The organism is Nocardia implantans, assembly GCF_035544775.1.
GTDB classification, from domain to species: domain Bacteria; phylum Actinomycetota; class Actinomycetes; order Mycobacteriales; family Mycobacteriaceae; genus Nocardia; species Nocardia implantans.
This window is the reverse complement of record NZ_JAYKYQ010000010.1, coordinates 290795-308254: the sequence shown is the minus strand read 5'-3', so window position 1 is coordinate 308254 and position 17460 is coordinate 290795. Positions and strand designations below refer to the sequence as shown.

The following is a 17460-nucleotide window of genomic DNA, read 5'->3' as shown; positions in this document are numbered from 1 at the left end:
GCTACCGCCGGGCGAAGTACGGGGCGTGCTCGGGCAGGACACCGCGAGCGAGCAAGAAGGTCGGCACGCTGCGAACAACCGGAACGCGCCGCAGGACGCGGATCGGCAGCGGTGCGCGTGCGGAGTTCGCGATGTCCATGCGTCCGTCGAGGGCGGGGGCGATCGCGAAGGCGTGCAGGAGTCGCTGTATTCCCTGCGTCACCACGGTCGGGACGCGGCGCCGCCGCTGCACCTTCGCCAGGTGCCTGGTGCCGAGTGTGCCCGAGAGCAGGGGCGGGGCGAGGATTGCGGCCGCGGCCACGGCGTCTTGGACGGCCAGATTGATGCCGACGCCACCGGCCGGGGACATCGCGTGCGCGGCGTCACCGAGGCAGAGCAAGCCGTTGGTGTACCACTTGGTCAGCCGATCGAGTCTCACCTCCAGCAACTGGACCTGGTCCCAGCTGGTCAAGGCGTCTATCCGGTCGGAGAGCCAGGGCGCGGCCGCGGCCAGACTGCGCATGATCTCCTGCACCGGCCCCCGGCGGGCGGATTCGTCGGCACCTTTGGCGATCAGGGTGGCGCACTGCCAGTAGTCGCCGCGATCGAGCAGCACCGCCACCCGCCGGGCGCTGGCGATCGGCAACGCGCCGACGGGATCGATATCCGTGCGCGGCAGGCGGAACCACCAGACGTCCATGGGAGTCGACCACCTGCGGACCGGCAAGCCGGCCGCCGACCGCAGCAGCGAGCCGCGGCCGTCGCAGGCCACCGTGAGGTCGGCCTCGATCGAACCGGCCGCGCCGTCGGCGGTCCGGTAGGCGACGCCACCGACCCTGCCGTCGACCCAGACCAGATCGGTGGCCTCGGTGTTCATCCGCAGCCGGAAGGTGGGCTCGGCGGCCGCGGCCCGCGCGAGCAGATCCAGCAGATCCCACTGCGGCACCATGGCGATGTACTTGTGCTTGCCCGGCAGATGCGTCAGGGTGGCCAATGTCTGCAGACCGCCCGCGATCGGCAGTTGCACCTGATCCACCTTGCGCGCGGGCAGTTTCGCGAACTCCGCGCCGAGACCCAGTTCGTCGAGCAGGTCGAGGGTGGTGGGATGCACGGTGTCGCCACGGAAGTCGCGTAAGAAGTCTTTGTGCTTCTCCAGCACCGTCACCTCGACACCGGCTCTGGCCAGCAACAGCCCGAGGATCATTCCGGCTGGCCCCCCACCGACCACCAGGCATGTCGTGCGTTCCATCGACTGTGCCTCCTCGGTCACCACATCGCCGCAAGATCCCGCCTGTTTGCGCAAATCCTAGTGTGGCGGGGGCGGTACCGGACCCGATCGGCGACGGCCGACCGTCAGCCGACGTCCCTATGCAGCAGGAAGAAGTACGGTTCGGCCATACCGCGCAAATCCATCACGCCGAGCAGGGTGTGGTCGTCGGCGCGGCGGAAGTGATCGATGATCGGCAGATGGTCGTAGACCATCGCGGCACTTGTCACGCCGCGGTATTCGACCTCGCGCAGCCGCGCGGTGTATTTGCGGGTGCGCAGCGTTGGCCGCAGGATCGGCAGCAACTTGCGCACGGCGCGCACGCCCGGCAGCGGTACCCGTCCGGCCAAGGCGACCGGGACGCGGCGCGGGTCGACGGCGAATATCGTTCCGCCCGAGGCGAACAGCAACGGATGCACGCTGTCGGGTCCGTCGAACTGCTTGCCGTACCAGCCCGAGGCGACCAGCACGCCGTCCATCGGATGGCCCGTGTCCAGTTCCTCGCCGCGCCAGCGCCCCGTCGTGATGTCCTCGACCCGCGCCGCGGGGAGGCGGTCGAACAGCGCCCACGCCTCCTGCGCAGAACGGATGGCGGTCAGCTCGTTCGCGGCCATGTCTCCTACTCCTCACCGAGGCAACGTTGCAATAGTCACCCTATCTGTCTCTCAGCACCTGGCTGTCGACCAGGTCCGGACGCGCCTCGGCGCAATGGTTCAGTAGGACGCCATGAGATAGATCCCGGCGATGATCATGACGCAGGCCACGACGCGCTTGGAGCTGACCGTACGGCGCGGGAACCCCATCAGCCCGAAGTGGTCGATGGCGAGCGCGCCGAACATCTGCCCGGCGATGATCAGGGCGTTGAAGGTGCCGGCGCCCACATCGGAGGCCACGGAGATCATCGCCAGGATCGCGGCCCCACCGAGCAGACCGCCGAACGGCGCCCACCGGGGCATGGTCCGGATATCGGCCTTCGTCGGCCACGGCCGATTCCGAGACACCAGCAACGCCACGGTCAGGAAGATCGCGAAGCCGGTGAAGGCCACGGTGTAGGAGATCACGCCGCACAGCCAGACGTTCTTCAACGCGAGCTTCAGCGAGTTCTGGCATCCGGCTTCTACGGAGCGCAGCGCGCCGCCGACCAGGATGAACGCGAAGATGAGTGCCATCGTGGCGCGGGGCAGCGCGGCACGGGTCTTCTCGGCGGTCTGAACCGTCATGGAAAGTCCTCAGGAGAGTGCGAAGAGTGGATGGCGCGGCCGGCAGCGGGGCTGTCTTGCCGTCAGGTGACGCTGACCCTGGGTTCGTTTCCCGCGGGTTCGTCGGCCATCAGGTAGATCGCGAGCGTGATCAGCCCGCAGGCCACCAGACGCGGAAGGCTGGCGGAGCGCTCCTCGAATCCCATGAGGCCGAAGTGATCCATGATCACGGCGACCACCATCTCGCCCACGATCACCAGCGCACTGAACGTGGCCACGCCGACATGCCGGGCGACGGCGATCATCCCCATCACCGCCGCGCCGCCGAGCAGACCGCCGAACGGCGCCCACCACGGCATGTCGCGCACGTCGTCCAGCGTGGGCCACGGCGTCTTCGACGACAGGGCCAGGAAGATCGAAAAGCCGGTCAGCGCAACGGCATACGAGATCACGGCGCACAGCCACATGTTCTTCATGTGGTTCATCAACGTGTTCTGACAGCCGGCTTCGGCCGACCGTAGGCTGCCTCCGACCAGGATGAACAGAAATACCAGTCCGATGACGATGCTCATGGGCAATACATCCTTGGCTTCGGTGGCGGACGAACACCGAGAGTGCGTCGGGCGCAACGTCCCACCCGAACGATGGGATCGGTTGCGCCGGAGCCGACGTCCGACCTGTGTGACGCGAATAACGTACCATTGCATAACGGCACGTTCAATGGGTAATCGAGAACCGCTCCGGATCGCCCCGGCCGGGAAGTGCCCGCGCAGCAGGGCTGCCATGATGGCACCCGTGCCCGAACTGGTCGATTCCTCCGCACGCAACCCTCCCGCGACCAGGTCCGAGCGGCGGCTGAGCCTTCTGGATCGAATCCGGCTCGCCCTGCTCGCGGTCGGTCTGCTGTGTGTGCTCACGGGCCTGCTGCCCCGCGCCGAGGCCGCCGCGAACATGCGCCGCATCGGCCCGCTGCTGCTGTTTCTCGCCGCCGTGATCGTGCTGGCCGAACTCACCAGGCAGGCCAAGGTCTTCGACGCCATCGCCCATCGCCTGGCGATTATGGGTCGCGGCCACTACCCGGCGCTGTTCGGCCTGTGCGTGCTGTTCGCCTCCGCCACCACGATCCTGTTGAACCTCGACACCACGGCCGTGCTCATCGCCCCGGTCATGCTGGCACTCGCCGCACCCGCTCGGATTCCGCCATTGCCGCTGGCCATGACCACCCTGTGGCTGGCGAACACCGCGAGCCTGCTGTTACCGGTCTCCAATCTCACCAATCTGCTCGCCGCCGACCGAGTGGCGCTGACCGCGACCGGCTTCGCGGGGAGAATGTGGGCGCCGCAGTTGGTTTCGATCGCCGTGACGACGGCGTGCCTATGGGTGTGGTACTGGCGGCGCGGCCGCAGGGAAGCCGACCGCTACGTGCCGCCCGAGCCGATCCGGCCCGCGAACTTCCGGGAGCGCTCGCTGTTCTTCGCCACGGCGGGGGCCTGCCTGCTGTTCATCGGCGCGATCCCCGTCGTCGGCGACCGGATCGGTGTCGCGGCGGCGGTCGCGGCGCTCATCGCGTTGGCGGCGTTCGCCGTGTTCGATCGCGGCGCGTTGCGACTGTCGCTCATCCCGTGGCAACTGCTCGTCTTCGTGGTCGGGTTGTTCCTGGTGGTGCCCACCTCGAGCCGGTTCGGCCTCGGTGACTTGATGCATGCCTTGATCGGCGCCGACTCCGGTGCGTCGGGCGCGTTCCGTGCCGCCGCGGCGGGCGCGGGTCTGTCCAATCTCGCGAACAACTTGCCCGCCTACACCGCGGGCGAGGCGGTGATCCCCGCGCAGAACGGCGATCAGCTCCTCGCGTTGCTGATCGGCACCAATGTCGGTCCGATCGTCACGCCGTGGGGCTCGCTCGCCACGCTGCTGTGCTTGGAGTTCTGCCGCACGCACGGCGTCCGGGTGCCCATGCGGCGTTTCGTCCTGACCGGCCTCGCGCTCGCCACCGTCGCCACCGCGGGCGCGGTCGCGGCACTGCTGGTGACCGGTTAGCGGTCGAGAAGCCCGGCTCCCTTGACCTCGAGTGCGGTCGAGGTACGAGGATGCCGTTTCGAGGCCGGATCGAACGCACGTCGGGTTCGGTCTCCGCGCGGAACCATCGGTTCCGGTGCTCCCGCTGGTCATCCGTACACCCACCAGCGGGAGCCATGCGCGCGGTCTCGCGGAGAAGTCCTCCGGGCGCAGCGATCAGCGCCCTACTGGAGCGCCGATCCGTCAGGAACCACGCCCGAGGGAAGTCAGTTCGGAGCCGTGACTTCCCATTCGTAGATCGTGAGTTCCGAGGAGCCGGTGGTGTGCACCGGATCGGTGAACGCGATCTCCCGCGCGGCGGCAAGGCTTTCGGCGTAGATGACATACGCGCCCCCGGTGCCGTCGGTGAAGCGGCCGCTCTCCTGTAACTGCCCGCGATCCTGCAGCGATCGCAGGAACTGCCGATGCGGCTCGATCACGGCGGTGTCGAAGCGCGGGGTGCGCATCGCCAGGACGAGGTACTTGTTCACGCCTCGGGCTCCGGTCGCGGGGCCCTGGTCGCGGCCGCGGCGGCGCGCACCTGCGGCGCCACCAGGACCACCTGCCCGAGCACGCCGTTGAGGAAGGACGGGGAGTCGTCGGTGGACAGTTCTTTGGCCAGCTCCACCGCCTCGTCCACGGCGACGACCGGGGGGACGTCGCTCGCGTGGAACAGCTCCCACACCGCGATGCGCAGAATCGCGCGATCCACGGCCGGAAGCCGGGGCAGGGTCCAGTCCTGCAAGTAGGACTCGATGGTCCCGTCCACCCGGTCGAGATCGTCGGCGACGCCCTCGACCAAGGTGCGGGTGTAGGGGTGCACCGGCGCTACCGACTGGTCGCGGGCGGCCAGTTCGGCGCGCTCGTCGAGCAGGTCGGCGGCGTCGACGTCCCTGGCCTCCGCCTCGAACAGCAGGTCGACCGCGCGGCGGCGGGCCTTGTGCCGCGCGCCGAGCTTCTTGAACGTGGACTTCTTGTCCACGGGCTGTTCAGCCACGGTCACATCATTCCGGATCGGACGGCCCGGCGCTCAGGCGTTGACCCGGCCGAGGTAGCTGCCGTCACGCGAGTCGATGCGCAGCTTGTCGCCGGTGTTGATGAACAGCGGGACCTGCACCTCGGCGCCGGTCTCCAGGGTGGCGGGCTTGGTGCCGCCGGTGGAGCGGTCACCCTGCAGGCCGATGTCGGTGTGCTGGACCACGAGCTCGATCGAGACCGGCAGCTCGACGTACAGCGGCGCGCCCTCGTGCATCGACACCTGCACGGTCATGTTCTCCAGCAGGAAGCGGGCGCCGTCGCCGATGGTGGCCTCGGAGATGGAGATCTGGTCGAAGGTCTCGCCGTCCATGAAGACGTAGTCGGAGCCGTCGTGGTACAGGTAGGTCATGTCGCGGCGGTCGACGGTGGCGGTCTCCACCTTCACGCCGGCGTTGAAGGTCTTGTCGACCACCTTGCCGGACACGACGTTCTTCAGCTTGGTCCGCACGAACGCGGGGCCCTTGCCCGGCTTGACGTGCTGGAACTCGATGATCTGCTGGAGCTGACCGTCGATCTTCAGCACAAGGCCGTTCTTGAAGTCGCTGGTGTCCGCCACTGTCTTCGGATCTCCTCGTTCTACCGCTTGGTCTCGGGCAGACCGGCGTCAGTCGACGACGGTCAGGTCTGTGCTGGTGTGGGTGAGCAACTCGGGGCCCCCTTCGCGCACCACGAGCGTGTCCTCGATCCGGACGCCGCCGCGGCCGGGAAAGTACACACCTGGTTCGACGGTCACCGCCACGCCAGACAGAAGTGTACCGGTTCCGGTTTTCGCGATTCCGGGCGCTTCGTCGATCCGCAGGCCGACCCCGTGGCCGAGGCCGTGCACGAACGATTTGCCGTGCCCGGCCGCCTCGATGACCGCCCGCGACGCGGCGTCCACGTCGGACACGGGCACCCCGGGGCGCAGCGCCGCGCGCCCGGCCTCGTGCGCGGCGGCGACCAGCGCGTGAGCCTCCCGCTGCCACTGCTCGGCCCGGCCGAGGACGAACGTGCGAGTGAGCACGGCGTGGTAGTCCCCGACGACCGCGCCGCACCGGACCGCGACCAGATCTCCCGCGCCGAGCGTGACGTCGGCGGGACGATGCCGTGGGACGGCGGAGTTCTTCCCCGTGGCGACCGTGGCCGCGGCGACCGTTTCCGCGCCGTGCTCGAACATCGCCCACGCCAGATCGCGAGCCACCTGCCGTTCGGTCCGCCCCGGCCGCACTCCGCCTGCTTCGAGTACTGCGCGCAGGCCCGAGTCGCACGCGACCGCGGCGGCGCGTATGCGCGCGGCCTCGTGCGAGTCCTTGACCATGCGCAACTGCTCCACCAGCCCGACGGTGGCCGCGAACTCCAGGCCGGTGCGCCACTCGACCAAGCGGCGATGCTGCTCGACGGTGACCACATGGCTCTCGTACCCGACCCGTCCGACGTGCCACTCACCGGCCAGCTCCACGATCCGGCGCGCCGCGGCGCTCGCGATCTCGGCGCGCAGGCCGGGCGCCTGGACGGCGACCAGATCGCGGTGGCAGCCGTCGGTTCCGAGCACGGTGCGTTCCTCGTCGTTGCCGGTGTCCCAGGAATGCACCAGCAGGGCGGAGTCCTTTCCGCAGAACCCGGTCAGATATCTGATATTCACCGGATCGGTGACTATCAGAGCGTCGACCTCGTTCTCCATCAGCAGACCGCGCAGCGCGCTGCGGCGCGCAGCATAGTCCGGGCCCCGACCTGCGTGATCAGCAGACATGCGTCCAAGCTACCGCCGGAACGCGGTCGTTGGCGCGCAACACGGAGACCGTCCCGGATGGGCACCGGCCCGCGCGCGCGCCGGTGACGACGATCCGACAGCGTGGACGAATTCTGATACACGGGATCTTCACTTGCGCTGGAGTTGTGCACATTTCGCCGGCGCCACGTCGAACTCGGGCTGGGGGCAACGAGCCTGGAGGCATGTCATCGATCGGTTTCGCCGCGCTCATGGCATGGTGCATCGTCGCGAGCTGCATCGACATCCGAACCTTGCGGCTCCCGAATGCCCTCACCGGCTGGGGCGCCGCCATGATCTTCGGATTCGCCTCGCTCACAGGGCAATTCACGATCGCGATGTGCGGCGCGGCACTGCTCGCATCGCCCTATCTGCTCGTGCACTTGGCCACGCCCGCCGCCTTGGGCGCCGGCGATGTGAAGCTCGCCGTGGGTCTCGGCGCGGCCGCCGCGCTGGGCGGCGCGCAATGCTGGGTCTCGGCCGCGCTCATCGCACCGGTCCTCACGGCGCTGGCCGCCGTCGTGCTGCTGGTGCGCCGAGCGGCCCGCGCGGGCCCCCGGCCGGACCGCGCCGTGGTGCCACACGGGCCCTCGATGTGCCTGGCGACCTTGCTCGCCCTCGCGGCCTGGGCGCCGGGAGCGCACTGAGCGGGCCGGGATCACGTAGTCAGCAAATATTCCGCAATTGATCGCTAGCATCAATCACGGGCATCGACTTCCCGAGCAGTCGCTGAAGCTGGGCTCGACGGCGGCCCCTCGGCGAATTGCCCCGAATGCGCACGCCAGCGATGCAGCGTCCAGAAGGAGCCGCCCAGTGAATCCGACGCACCCGTCGCGCAGACCGATCGTCGCGGGAACCGACGGCTCCGAGCAATCGATCGTCGCGGTCCGCTGGGCCGCGCAGACCGCCGCGCTGCACGACGCGCCCTTGCACATCGCGCTCGTCGTCGAGTCGTCGCTCGGCTCGGCCGACGACGATCCGCCGCGTCCTGCGGCATTGCTGCGGGTGCGCGAGGCGGACGAGGCGATCGAGCGTGCCGCGAACGCCGCGGTGGCGGCCGCCCATGCGGTGCGCGACATCGCCATCGGCACCGAGATCCGCACCGCGCACATCGCCACCGCCCTCATCGAGCGATCGCGCAACGCGGCGATGCTCGTGGTCGGCGCCCGCGGGATCGGCCGCGTCCAGCGCGTCCTGCTCGGCTCGGTCAGCAGCGCCGTCGCCAGGGACGCCGACTGCCCGGTGGCGGTGGTGCCCGCTGAGACGCCGCTGTGGGACAGGGCGAACACCGATCCGGTGATCGTCGGCGTGGACGGCTCCACCGCCGAGCAGGCCGCCATCGGGGTGGCGGCGGCCGAGGCCTCGTTGCGCGGGGTCGACCTGGTGGCGGTGCACACCTGGGGCGAGGTCGAACCGCTGGCCGCGATCGGCACCGATTGGGCCGCGTCGCGCCGGACCGAGGAGGCATTGCTCGCCACCGCCCTGGCGGGTTGGCAGGAGCGGTACCCGGAGCTGACCATTCGGCGCGAGGTCGTTCGCGACCGGCCGCAGCGGCGATTGCTGGAACGCTCCCGGGAGGCACAACTGCTGGTGGTGGGCAACCGTGGCCGGGGGGCCCTGGGCCGGCTGCTGTTCGGCTCGGTGGGTGAGGCGCTGCTGCGCGCGGTGGATCGCCCCATCGTCATAGCCCGCTGAGCGCCGGGGCCGCGACCCCCGGCGTGCGCGCCGTCACGGCGGGCCGCATTCCGGAGCACCGGCGTCGACATGGGAAGATGAACGATGTGCTGCGTTGGATAACTGCCGGAGAATCCCATGGTCCCGCTCTCGTCGCCATCCTCGAAGGGATGGTGGCAGGCGTCGAGGTGACGTCGGACGAGATCTCCGCGCAGCTGGCGCGCCGCAGGCTCGGCTACGGTCGCGGCGCGCGGATGAAGTTCGAGGCCGACAAGGTCACCGTCGTCGGTGGCGTGCGGCACGGGCGCACGATGGGCGGCCCGGTGGCCATCGAGGTGGCCAACAGCGAGTGGCCGAAGTGGACCACCGTGATGTCCGCCGACCCGGTCGACCCGGCCGAGCTCGCCGACCTGGCCCGCAACGCACCCCTGACCCGGCCACGGCCCGGACACGCCGACTACTCCGGCATGCTCAAGTACAACTTCGACGACGCCCGCAACGTGCTCGAGCGCGCCAGCGCCAGGGAGACCGCCGCGCGCGTCGCGGTGGGCACCGTCGCGCGCAATTTCCTGCGCCAGGCGTTCGGCGCGGAGGTCGTCTCGCATGTCGTGTCGATCGGCGCCGCGCAGAACACCTCCGGCATCGTGCCGACCGCCGCCGATCTCGCCGCGGTGGACGAGAGCCCCGTGCGCGCGTTCGACAAGGACGCCGAAGCCGCGATGATCGCGGAGATCGAGGCCGCCAAGAAGGACGGCGACACCCTCGGTGGCGTGGTCGAGGTGGTCGTCGCGGGACTTCCGGTCGGCCTCGGCTCGTTCACCAGCGGCGAGAACCGGCTGGACGCGCGCTTGGCGGCCGCGCTGATGGGCATCCAGGCCATCAAAGGCGTCGAGGTGGGCGACGGTTTCGAGACCGCGCGCCGCCGCGGCAGCCAGGCGCACGACGAGATGCGCCCCGGCCCCGACGGCGTGCTGCGTTCGACCAACCGCGCCGGCGGCCTGGAAGGCGGCATGACCAACGGCGAGGCGCTGCGCGTGCGCGCGGCCATGAAGCCGATCTCCACGGTGCCGCGCGCGCTGTCCACCGTCGACATGACCACCGGCGACGAGGCCGTCGCCATCCATCAGCGTTCGGACGTGTGCGCCGTGCCCGCAGCGGGCGTGGTGGCCGAATCCATGGTGGCGCTGGTCGTCGCGCAGGCCGCGCTGGAGAAGTTCGGCGGCGACTCGCTCACCGAGACCGTCGATAACATCACCAGCTACCTCGAGCGCATCAGCACTCGCCCCCACGTGCATGCGGACAGTCGGTCGCAATGATCGTGCAGACCGATCCGCGCGCCCCGCGCGTGGTGCTGGTCGGACCGCCGGGGGCGGGGAAATCCACGATCGGCCGCAAGCTCGCCAGGGAACTGGGGGTGGAGCTGTACGACACCGATGCCGGCATCGAGCGGGAGACCGGCCGCACGATCCCGGAGATCTTCGCCGAAGACGGTGAGCCCGAATTCCGCAAGATCGAGGAGCGGGTGGTGCGCCGCGCGGTCCTCGCCGAACGCGGCGTGGTCTCACTCGGCGGCGGCGCGGTGCTGTCGGCGAACACCAGGGACCTCCTGCGTGGCCGCACCGTCGTCTACCTGGAGATCAGTGTCGCCGAGGGGCTTCGGCGCACCGGCGCGAGCACGCAGCGGCCACTGCTCAACGGCGCCGACCCCGGCGCGAAGTACCGGGAGCTGATGCGTACCCGCAGGCCGCTGTATCGGGAAGTGGCCACCGTCCGGGTCCGCACCGACGGCCGCAGCCCCGGCCGGGTGGTGCGGATGATCATGACCAAGCTCGGGATGGAGCCGGTCGAACCGGCCGACGCGGACCTGCGGCCACCGCCCAGCGGAATCCCGCAGGGCAGCAGCCGATCCCGAGCCCGCCGGCGCGCCAGGGCCAGAGCGGCGGCCCGGCGCAAGGACGCCGATCAGCGCGAGACCACCGACACCGCGACCGGCGCGGCGGGCGAATCGGCGGTGACCGCCACCGTCCGATCCCGCCGCGCCCGCAGGAGCGTCACCAGCGAACCCGACGCCGCGAGCGGGACCGGCAGCGGGGAGCCTGCGGCGGGCAGCCGGTCCCGGCGCGCCCGCGCACGCCGTGCCCGTTCCCGGGCGCGGCAGCAGTCGACCACATCAACAACAGAATCGGAGCAAGCCACGTGACAGAGCCGAGTCGTCTCGAAGTCCGGACCGCCGACCCGTACCAGGTGATCATCGGCCGCGGGTTGCTCGGCGAACTCGTCGAGTCGGTGAACAACGCGACCAAAGGCGTGCGCACCGTAGCCATCTTCCATCAGCCGCCGCTGACCGAGACCGCCGAAGCGGTGCGCAAGGCGCTGGCCGACACCGGCCTGGACGCGCACCGGATCGAGATCCCCGACGCCGAGGCGGGCAAGGACCTGGCCGTCGCCGGATTCTGCTGGGAAGTGCTCGGGCGCATCGGCTTGACCCGCAACGACGTCGTGGTCAGCCTCGGCGGCGGCGCGGCGACCGACCTGGCCGGTTTCGTCGCGGCCACCTGGATGCGCGGCGTGCGCATCGTGCACGTGCCGACCACGCTGCTGGCGATGGTCGACGCGGCGGTGGGCGGCAAGACCGGCATCAACACCGAAGCGGGCAAGAATCTGGTCGGCTGCTTCCACGAACCCGCCGCCGTGCTGGTCGATCTCGCCACCTTGGAGACAGTGCCCCGCAACGAGATCGTCGCGGGCATGGCCGAGATCATCAAGGCCGGCTTCATCGCCGACCCGGTGATCCTGGAGCTGGTGGAACGCGACCCGGAAGCCGCGATCGACCCGTCCGGCGAGGTGCTGCCGGAGCTGATCCGCCGCGCGATCCAGGTGAAAGCCGACGTCGTCGCCGCCGATCTCAAGGAATCCAGTCTTCGCGAGATCCTGAACTACGGTCACACCCTCGGCCACGCGATCGAGCGGCGCGAACGCTACCGGTGGCGGCACGGCGCCGCGGTCTCCGTCGGACTGGTGTTCGCCGCCGAGCTCGGCCGGCTCGCGGGCCGTCTCGATGACGCCACCGCCGACCGGCATCGCGCGATCCTGTCCGCCGTCGGGCTGCCGACCAGCTACGACGCCGACGCGCTCCCCCAGCTGCTGGACGCCATGCAGACGGACAAGAAGACCCGCTCCGGCGTGCTGCGCTTCGTCGTGCTCGACGGCTTGGCCAAGCCAGGACGTCTGGAGGGTCCCGATCCCACCTTGCTGGCCGCCGCCTATTCGGCGATCGCCCGGGAGGACAGTCCGAGCGGCGGTGCGGTGCTGCTGTAGTCCGCACCGGCCACACGGAAACGGCGCGCCCGGTTCGGGCGCGCCGTTTTTCGTCGGATCAGATCGCGCTGCCCGCGGCGGAGTACAGCGACGGCGGCGTGGAGCGCCCCTTGCCGTTCTGCCGCTCGGCCAGCATCCGGCCGACGCCGACGCCGACCAGCGCGGGCACGAAGATCAGCAGGATGATGAACGCCGCGCCCGCCGTGAGTTCGAACAGCAAGCCGTTGTCGCCGAGATCGAACCGGGGAACCCGGTCCAGGATCCAGGACGCCAGTCCGCTGCCGACGCCACCGACGACAGCGGCCTTCAGCCACAACATGGTCAGATCGGCGCCGCGTTCGGCGTCCCCGCTCGCGACGCGGTCCCTGCGACCGTCCAGCACACCCCAGGCCGCGATGGTCGCGACCAGCACGATCAGGCACAGCAGCCGCATCAGCGCGCCGTGCGTCGGCCAGTACACCATCGCGAACCCGAGCCCGGCGCGCAACGCCACCACCAGCGCGCCGAGCACGACGGCCCGCAACAACCAAGCATTCATGCGAAACACCATAACGCCCATTCGGCCGTAATCGAACGAAACCGGCGCGGCGAGATCGCGCTGCGGCACTGCCGCTCTGCCGTATTCTGGCCGGACCCGCACTCGTCCGAGGTAGCCATGCGCGTCACGAAAATGACCACCCACGTCGGGGCCGAAGTCACCGATATCGATCTGGTTCGACTTTCCGATTCGGAAACAGCCTCCCTCCGTGCCGCGCTGCTGGAACACAAGGTCTTGTTCTTCTCCGATCAAGAACTCGACCATGCCCGCCATATCGAATTCGCCCGCAGGTTCGGTCCGGTGACGGCGGCACACCCGCTGGTCGACACCTCGGAGTCGGCTTTTCCGGAGATCTTGACCGTCGACAATCTCGCGAACGAACGGAAATACGGCAAGAGCGCCGCCGAACGGCGCCGGACGCAGACATCGCCGCTGTCGTCCTGGCACAGCGATCTGACGCCCGTGGTGAATCCGCCGTCGATCGGCATCCTCCGCGCGCAGACCGTCCCGGCTTTCGGCGGTGATACCCAGTGGTGCAACCTGGTCGCCGCCTACCGAGGCATCTCACCGGCGGTGCGGGCGATGCTCGAAACGCTGGAGGCCGAACATCGCTACCTCGCCGGCTACCAGAGCGCCGAATCCGACGACCGGTATCACCGCACGGTCGCCGCCCGCCCACTGGCGGCGGTCCACCCGGTGGTGCGCAGGCACCCGGAGACCGGCGAGTCGGCATTGTTCGTGAATCCATTGTTCACCCACCGCATTCTGGGCCTGACCGGCGCGGAGAGCAGGCACCTTCTGGCGATGCTCTTCGAACAGCTCACCGACCCGGCCTTCACCGTGCGGTACCGGTGGCACGCGGGCAGCGTCGCGATGTGGGACAACCGGGCTACGGCGCACACTCCGCCGGCCGATCTGACCGGACCGGTGGAGCGCGTGCTGCACCGGGTGTCGGTCGTCGGCGAGATCCCGGAAGGCGTCGGCGCCTTGCGCTCGTACGCGTTGGACGGCGATCCGTGGCCCGCGCACGATCACGCAGACGCGGCGGGCTGACCGTTGGCCTGCCGGGCGGGCAGCAGGAACCGGTGCCGCTCGTCGACGGTGAGTTCGCGCAATCCCATCGCGTTCGCCACGGCGGGTACGGAGTCGAGATCCCTGCCGAAGTTCCAGATCCGGATCTCACCGTCGTCGCTGCTGGTGGCCAGCTGTTCGCCGTCCCTGCGCCAATGCAGACCCCAGACCGGCTGCTTGTGCCCCCGCACCACGGCCAGCGACCGGTGGTCGTCGACCGACCAGAGCCGGATCGTGCCGCTGCGCGTGGCCCCCGCGATCCAGCCCGGCTCCCGAGGCGACCAGGCGACCGCCTGGACCGCGTCGTCGCCGACGCCGAAGCTCGCCAGCAGCTCCCCCGAGGCGGCGTCCCAGATCCGCAGGTAACCGTCGAAGCATCCGGTCGCGATCCGCGTAGCGTCGGTCGACCACGCCGCGGTCCAGACTTCGTCGTGATGTCCGTCCAGCGCCAGGATCTCCCGCTGTCCCGCCACGTCGAGGACGCGGACCGTCCGGTCCAGCAACGCCACGGCCAAGCGGCCGCCGTCGCGTGACCAATCCGTGGCGGTGACACCGTCGGCGAAGGTCAGCACCGTCGGCGAGGGCTCGTCGACCGACATGTCCCACAGCCGCACGGTGCAGTCCCGTGAGGCGGTCGCCAGCCGGTCGCCTCCCGGACTCCACGACACCCAGGTACCGACCCCGGAGTGACCGCGCAAGACGCGGTGGCAACCGCCACCGGCGGAGTCCCAGATCCGGATGGTCTGGTCTCGGCTGGTGCTGGCCAGCAGTCCCCCGGACGGGGACCAGTGCAGATGGACGGCCTCGGATTCGTGGCCGAGGAACGTGGTCAACTCGCGTCCGGTGCGGACGTCCCACAGCTTCACCGAACCGTCGAAGGCCGCGGAGGCCAGTCGCCGTCCGTCCGCGGCCCACGCGACGGCGCGGGTCAAGCGGTCGTGCTGCAGCTGGGTCACCGCGCTGCTCCAGACCCGCAGGGTTCCGTCGGCCGATCCGGTGACCACCTGACTGTCGTCGGGCGCCCAGGACACCGACGTGGTCGCCTGGTCCTGGCTGCGCTGGGTGATCACCGCGCGGTACGGCCGCACCGACCAGATCTTCAGCGTCCGGTCCTCGCTACAGGTGGCCAGCCGGTCGCCGTCGTGGGACCAGGCCACGGCCACCGTCGCGGCGTCGTGGGCCACGAACAGCTCGTCGAGCGCACGCTCCCGCGGCGCCCAGATCCGCACGATCCAGTCGCTGGACCCCGACGCGAGCCGATCTCCGCTCGGATTCCAGTCCAGGTCGAGCACGGCCGCTTCGTGCCCGTACAGCACATCGGTGGCGGTCGCGCCCGCGACGTCCCAGAGGCGAACGGTGCGGTCGGCGCCCCCGCTGGCCAGCCGCGCGCCGTCGGGCGACCACGCCACCGCGTGCACCGCACCGGCATGCTCGCTCCAACACGCCACCTCCGACCCCGCCGCCACATCCCACACCCGCACCACCCCATCCGCGCCGCCACTGGCCAACCACGCGCCGTCGGGCGACCACGCCACCGCGTGCACCGCACCGGCATGCTCGCTCCAACACGCCACCTCCGACCCCGCCGCCACATCCCACACCCGCACCACCCCATCCGCGCCACCGCTGGCCAACCGCGCGCCATCCGCCGACCACGCGACCGCGCAGGCGCCGCTCGCACCCACCGGCCAGGACACCGTCTCCTGGCTGCCCGCGCGGTCGTACAGCATCACGGCGCCGTCGGCCAAAGCGGCGGCGATGAGCTGGCTGCCCGGCGCCCAGGCCACTTGGCGGACGGCCGCCGAGGCGAGACGGGTCACCCGATGCAACCTCGTCGCGCACAGAGCGGCGACGAGCACCTGACGGGTCTCCGGGGTCGGCGCGTAATCCCGTTCGGCGGCGAGCGCCACCATGATCGCGGTATCGGGCTCGCGCATGATCCACTCCGACGCCACCACGGCGCTGGCATCGGCGAGCCGTTCCGCGGTCACCCGGTCCGCGCGGGTCGAGCGCTGCAGGAACTCCTCGACCGTCGGCACCGCCCGCGCGTCCGCTCCCGCATCCGCCCACCACCCCAGAGCGGCTTCCAATCTCGCTCCGGCGAGCAGGAATTCGTCCGCGCGATCGGACTCCGCCCAGTCCCTTGCCCACCGTTCCAGCCGGGAAAGCTGTTCCAGGCCGGCACGTCTGGTCTCGGCCAGCTGCCGCAGGGGCGCCCAGTGCCGGATCAACGCCTCGTGGGTGACCTGGTAGAAGACCCCGTCCGATTGCGGGCCCGAGTCCGCCGAAAGCAGCCGTGCCTGCACGAAAGCCGACACGATGCGGCGATCGTCCGGCGACAGGGTGGCGTCTCGGACCTGTCGGCGGGTGAAGCTGGACCCTTCCAGGTGGAAGAAACGCAGCAGCGTGTCCAGAATGCGGTCCTCGACGGCCCCGCGGCGCACGAGGTCCTCGGTGACGCTGTTCGCGCGGGCGGACAATGCGCCGAGCACGCCGCCGGAGGCTTGGTAATCCGCCTCGGTGATCACCGTGCGGGCCCCTTTGCGTTCCCACAACTCCATCAGCGTCCAGGCCAGCAGCGGCAGCGCCTCCCCGCTGCCGGTCTCGCCGACCATCTGGCGCACCAGGTCCGGCGGATCGAAACGCACACCGGCGGCGTCCGCCGGACGCTCGATGACCTCGTGCAGCGCCGAAGTCGGCAGCACCGCGACCGGCACGGGATGCTCGAACAGCTCGGCATGCGGCCCGGACAGGAAGTGGGTCAGGAACTCCGACCGGAACACCAGGATCACGCACGCCCACGGACACGTGCGGAGCACACGCTCGATCATGGTCAGGTAGCGGCGCTCCTCGTCCTCCGAGCGCGCGGTCACCAATTCCTCGGCCTGGTCGACGATGAGCAGCAGCTGCGGCGAGCGATGCGCCGCCTTCGCGCGCAACCGCTCCAAACAGTCCCGAAGATGATCGGTGTCCAGACTCAGTCCGCGCTCGACCGCACCGACCGACCCGTCCAAACCGCATTCGATCAGCGCGCGGGCGAGCGAACGCAGGGGTTCCGGGCCGGGCACCACCCGGGGCAGCACCACCCACCTCCCCCGGCGGGCCGCCAGGCGGGGCACCAGCCCGGCCTGCACCAGCGACGATTTCCCGGAGCCGCTCGGCCCGACGATCGCGATGCAGCGCAGCTGGTCCGTCTGCTCGCCCTGGACCCGATCGAGCAGCCTGCGGATGTCGCGATCGCGGCCGAAGAACGCACCCGCCTCGCTCTCGGAGAACGCGTCGAGGCCAGGATACGGACTCTCGCCCGCCTTCAAACGCACCCGCTCCCACCGTGATTCGGAGAAATGCCGCCACACGCGGACCCCGATCAACAGCAGGGCCGAGGCGAGCAGCGCGCCGAAAGCCCAGAGCGGAGCCGCTTCATGGACGAAGGTGGGCAGGTTGTCGTCACTGGTGGCGAGGTTCGTCGCCAAACCGAGCAGCGTTCCGACGAGGATCGAGAACAGATCGGGTACCAGATCCGACCGCGGTTTCATTTATTCCACCTTATGGACACACGCGGGCTCGAGTTGTT

Annotated in this window: 16 protein-coding genes and 1 pseudogene; 7 read left to right on the top strand and 10 right to left on the bottom strand. The window is 70.0% G+C overall.

The genetic code is table 11. The features are described from left to right. Window position 1: 1 nt before the first annotated feature. The 4 genes from U3653_RS24400 to U3653_RS24385 all read right to left on the bottom strand — a co-directional run bounded on the left by U3653_RS24400 (window position 2) and on the right by U3653_RS24385 (window position 3230). Window positions 2-1228, bottom strand: coding sequence for an FAD-dependent oxidoreductase (locus U3653_RS24400; protein ID WP_195082343.1), 1227 nt, complete (start codon window positions 1226-1228; stop codon window positions 2-4). A 104-nt stretch (window positions 1229-1332) separates the two neighbouring features. Then, window positions 1333-1860 (bottom strand): DUF4334 domain-containing protein, encoded by a 528-nt coding sequence (locus tag U3653_RS24395; RefSeq protein WP_195082342.1) that lies wholly within the window; start codon window positions 1858-1860, stop codon window positions 1333-1335. Between the two features lie 99 nt (window positions 1861-1959). After that, the gene (locus U3653_RS24390) at window positions 1960-2466 is read right to left on the bottom strand and encodes a DMT family transporter (RefSeq protein ID WP_195082341.1); all 507 of its coding nucleotides are present in this window, start codon (window positions 2464-2466) and stop codon (window positions 1960-1962) included. A gap of 62 nt (window positions 2467-2528) precedes the next feature. Continuing rightward, window positions 2529-3230, bottom strand: a complete 702-nt coding sequence (locus U3653_RS24385) for a DMT family transporter (RefSeq protein ID WP_195082340.1) — start codon at window positions 3228-3230, stop codon at window positions 2529-2531. A gap of 1 nt (window position 3231) precedes the next feature. Between U3653_RS24385 and U3653_RS24380 the strand changes: the two genes are divergently transcribed. Next, on the top strand, window positions 3232-4482 hold the full coding sequence (locus U3653_RS24380) for an ArsB/NhaD family transporter (RefSeq protein ID WP_195082339.1): 1251 nt from the start codon (window positions 3232-3234) through the stop codon (window positions 4480-4482). 245 nt (window positions 4483-4727) lie between these two features. Here U3653_RS24380 and U3653_RS24375 read toward each other — a convergent pair whose 3' ends face one another. From U3653_RS24375 to U3653_RS24360, 4 genes are read right to left on the bottom strand one after another with little or no spacing between them, the layout of a single operon-like run. Continuing rightward, a complete protein-coding gene (locus tag U3653_RS24375; protein WP_323124415.1) occupies window positions 4728-4991 on the bottom strand; it encodes a YciI family protein in 264 nt (87 codons plus the stop codon). Beyond that, on the bottom strand, window positions 4988-5497 hold the full coding sequence (gene nusB, locus U3653_RS24370; RefSeq protein WP_195082338.1) for a transcription antitermination factor NusB: 510 nt from the start codon (window positions 5495-5497) through the stop codon (window positions 4988-4990). The genes U3653_RS24375 and nusB overlap by 4 nt, the downstream gene beginning before the upstream one ends. A gap of 33 nt (window positions 5498-5530) precedes the next feature. Then, a complete protein-coding gene (gene efp, locus U3653_RS24365; RefSeq protein WP_039798939.1) occupies window positions 5531-6094 on the bottom strand; it encodes an elongation factor P in 564 nt (187 codons plus the stop codon). Between the two features lie 48 nt (window positions 6095-6142). Further along, window positions 6143-7267, bottom strand: a complete 1125-nt coding sequence (locus tag U3653_RS24360) for a M24 family metallopeptidase (protein WP_195082337.1) — start codon at window positions 7265-7267, stop codon at window positions 6143-6145. Between the two features lie 203 nt (window positions 7268-7470). On the opposite strand from U3653_RS24360, the gene U3653_RS24355 reads away from it, so the two are divergent. From U3653_RS24355 to aroB, 5 genes and pseudogenes are all read left to right on the top strand, one after another. Continuing rightward, a complete protein-coding gene (locus tag U3653_RS24355) occupies window positions 7471-7932 on the top strand; it encodes a prepilin peptidase (protein ID WP_195082336.1) in 462 nt (153 codons plus the stop codon). A gap of 166 nt (window positions 7933-8098) precedes the next feature. Beyond that, on the top strand, window positions 8099-8980 hold the full coding sequence (locus U3653_RS24350; protein ID WP_195082335.1) for a universal stress protein: 882 nt from the start codon (window positions 8099-8101) through the stop codon (window positions 8978-8980). Window positions 8981-9066: 86 nt separating this feature from the next. Beyond that, a complete protein-coding gene (gene aroC, locus U3653_RS24345) occupies window positions 9067-10275 on the top strand; it encodes a chorismate synthase (protein ID WP_195082410.1) in 1209 nt (402 codons plus the stop codon). After that, window positions 10272-10790: pseudogene (locus U3653_RS24340) on the top strand (shikimate kinase); the annotation flags it as partial. The gene aroC and the pseudogene U3653_RS24340, both read left to right, overlap by 4 nt. A gap of 365 nt (window positions 10791-11155) precedes the next feature. Then, a complete protein-coding gene (gene aroB, locus U3653_RS24335) occupies window positions 11156-12277 on the top strand; it encodes a 3-dehydroquinate synthase (RefSeq protein ID WP_195082333.1) in 1122 nt (373 codons plus the stop codon). A gap of 58 nt (window positions 12278-12335) precedes the next feature. On the opposite strand, the gene U3653_RS24330 is transcribed toward aroB, so the two are convergent. Continuing rightward, window positions 12336-12815, bottom strand: coding sequence for a B-4DMT family transporter (locus U3653_RS24330; protein WP_323124416.1), 480 nt, complete (start codon window positions 12813-12815; stop codon window positions 12336-12338). 117 nt (window positions 12816-12932) lie between these two features. On the opposite strand from U3653_RS24330, the gene U3653_RS24325 reads away from it, so the two are divergent. Next, a complete protein-coding gene (locus tag U3653_RS24325) occupies window positions 12933-13868 on the top strand; it encodes a TauD/TfdA dioxygenase family protein (protein WP_195082331.1) in 936 nt (311 codons plus the stop codon). Here U3653_RS24325 and U3653_RS24320 read toward each other — a convergent pair. Then, complete coding sequence (locus U3653_RS24320) at window positions 13847-17422, bottom strand: nSTAND1 domain-containing NTPase (protein WP_195082330.1); 3576 nt, start codon at window positions 17420-17422, stop codon at window positions 13847-13849. The two genes, U3653_RS24325 and U3653_RS24320, sit on opposite strands and share 22 nt — an antisense overlap. Window positions 17423-17460: the final 38 nt, after the last annotated feature.

What these genes read in the sequence shown, in the direction of transcription:
- U3653_RS24400 (WP_195082343.1), bottom strand. Translation starts at nt 1,228, where the DNA reads ATGGAACGCACGACATGCCTGGTGGTCGGTGGGGGGCCAGCCGGAATG.
- U3653_RS24395 (WP_195082342.1), bottom strand. Translation starts at nt 1,860, where the DNA reads ATGGCCGCGAACGAGCTGACCGCCATCCGTTCTGCGCAGGAGGCGTGG.
- U3653_RS24390 (WP_195082341.1), bottom strand. Translation starts at nt 2,466, where the DNA reads ATGACGGTTCAGACCGCCGAGAAGACCCGTGCCGCGCTGCCCCGCGCC.
- U3653_RS24385 (WP_195082340.1), bottom strand. Translation starts at nt 3,230, where the DNA reads ATGGCAGCCCTGCTGCGCGGGCACTTCCCGGCCGGGGCGATCCGGAGC.
- U3653_RS24380 (WP_195082339.1), top strand. Translation starts at nt 3,232, where the DNA reads ATGGCACCCGTGCCCGAACTGGTCGATTCCTCCGCACGCAACCCTCCC.
- U3653_RS24360 (WP_195082337.1), bottom strand. Translation starts at nt 7,267, where the DNA reads ATGTCTGCTGATCACGCAGGTCGGGGCCCGGACTATGCTGCGCGCCGC.
- U3653_RS24355 (WP_195082336.1), top strand. Translation starts at nt 7,471, where the DNA reads ATGTCATCGATCGGTTTCGCCGCGCTCATGGCATGGTGCATCGTCGCG.
- U3653_RS24330 (WP_323124416.1), bottom strand. Translation starts at nt 12,815, where the DNA reads ATGAATGCTTGGTTGTTGCGGGCCGTCGTGCTCGGCGCGCTGGTGGTG.
- U3653_RS24325 (WP_195082331.1), top strand. Translation starts at nt 12,933, where the DNA reads ATGCGCGTCACGAAAATGACCACCCACGTCGGGGCCGAAGTCACCGAT.
- U3653_RS24320 (WP_195082330.1), bottom strand. Translation starts at nt 17,422, where the DNA reads ATGAAACCGCGGTCGGATCTGGTACCCGATCTGTTCTCGATCCTCGTC.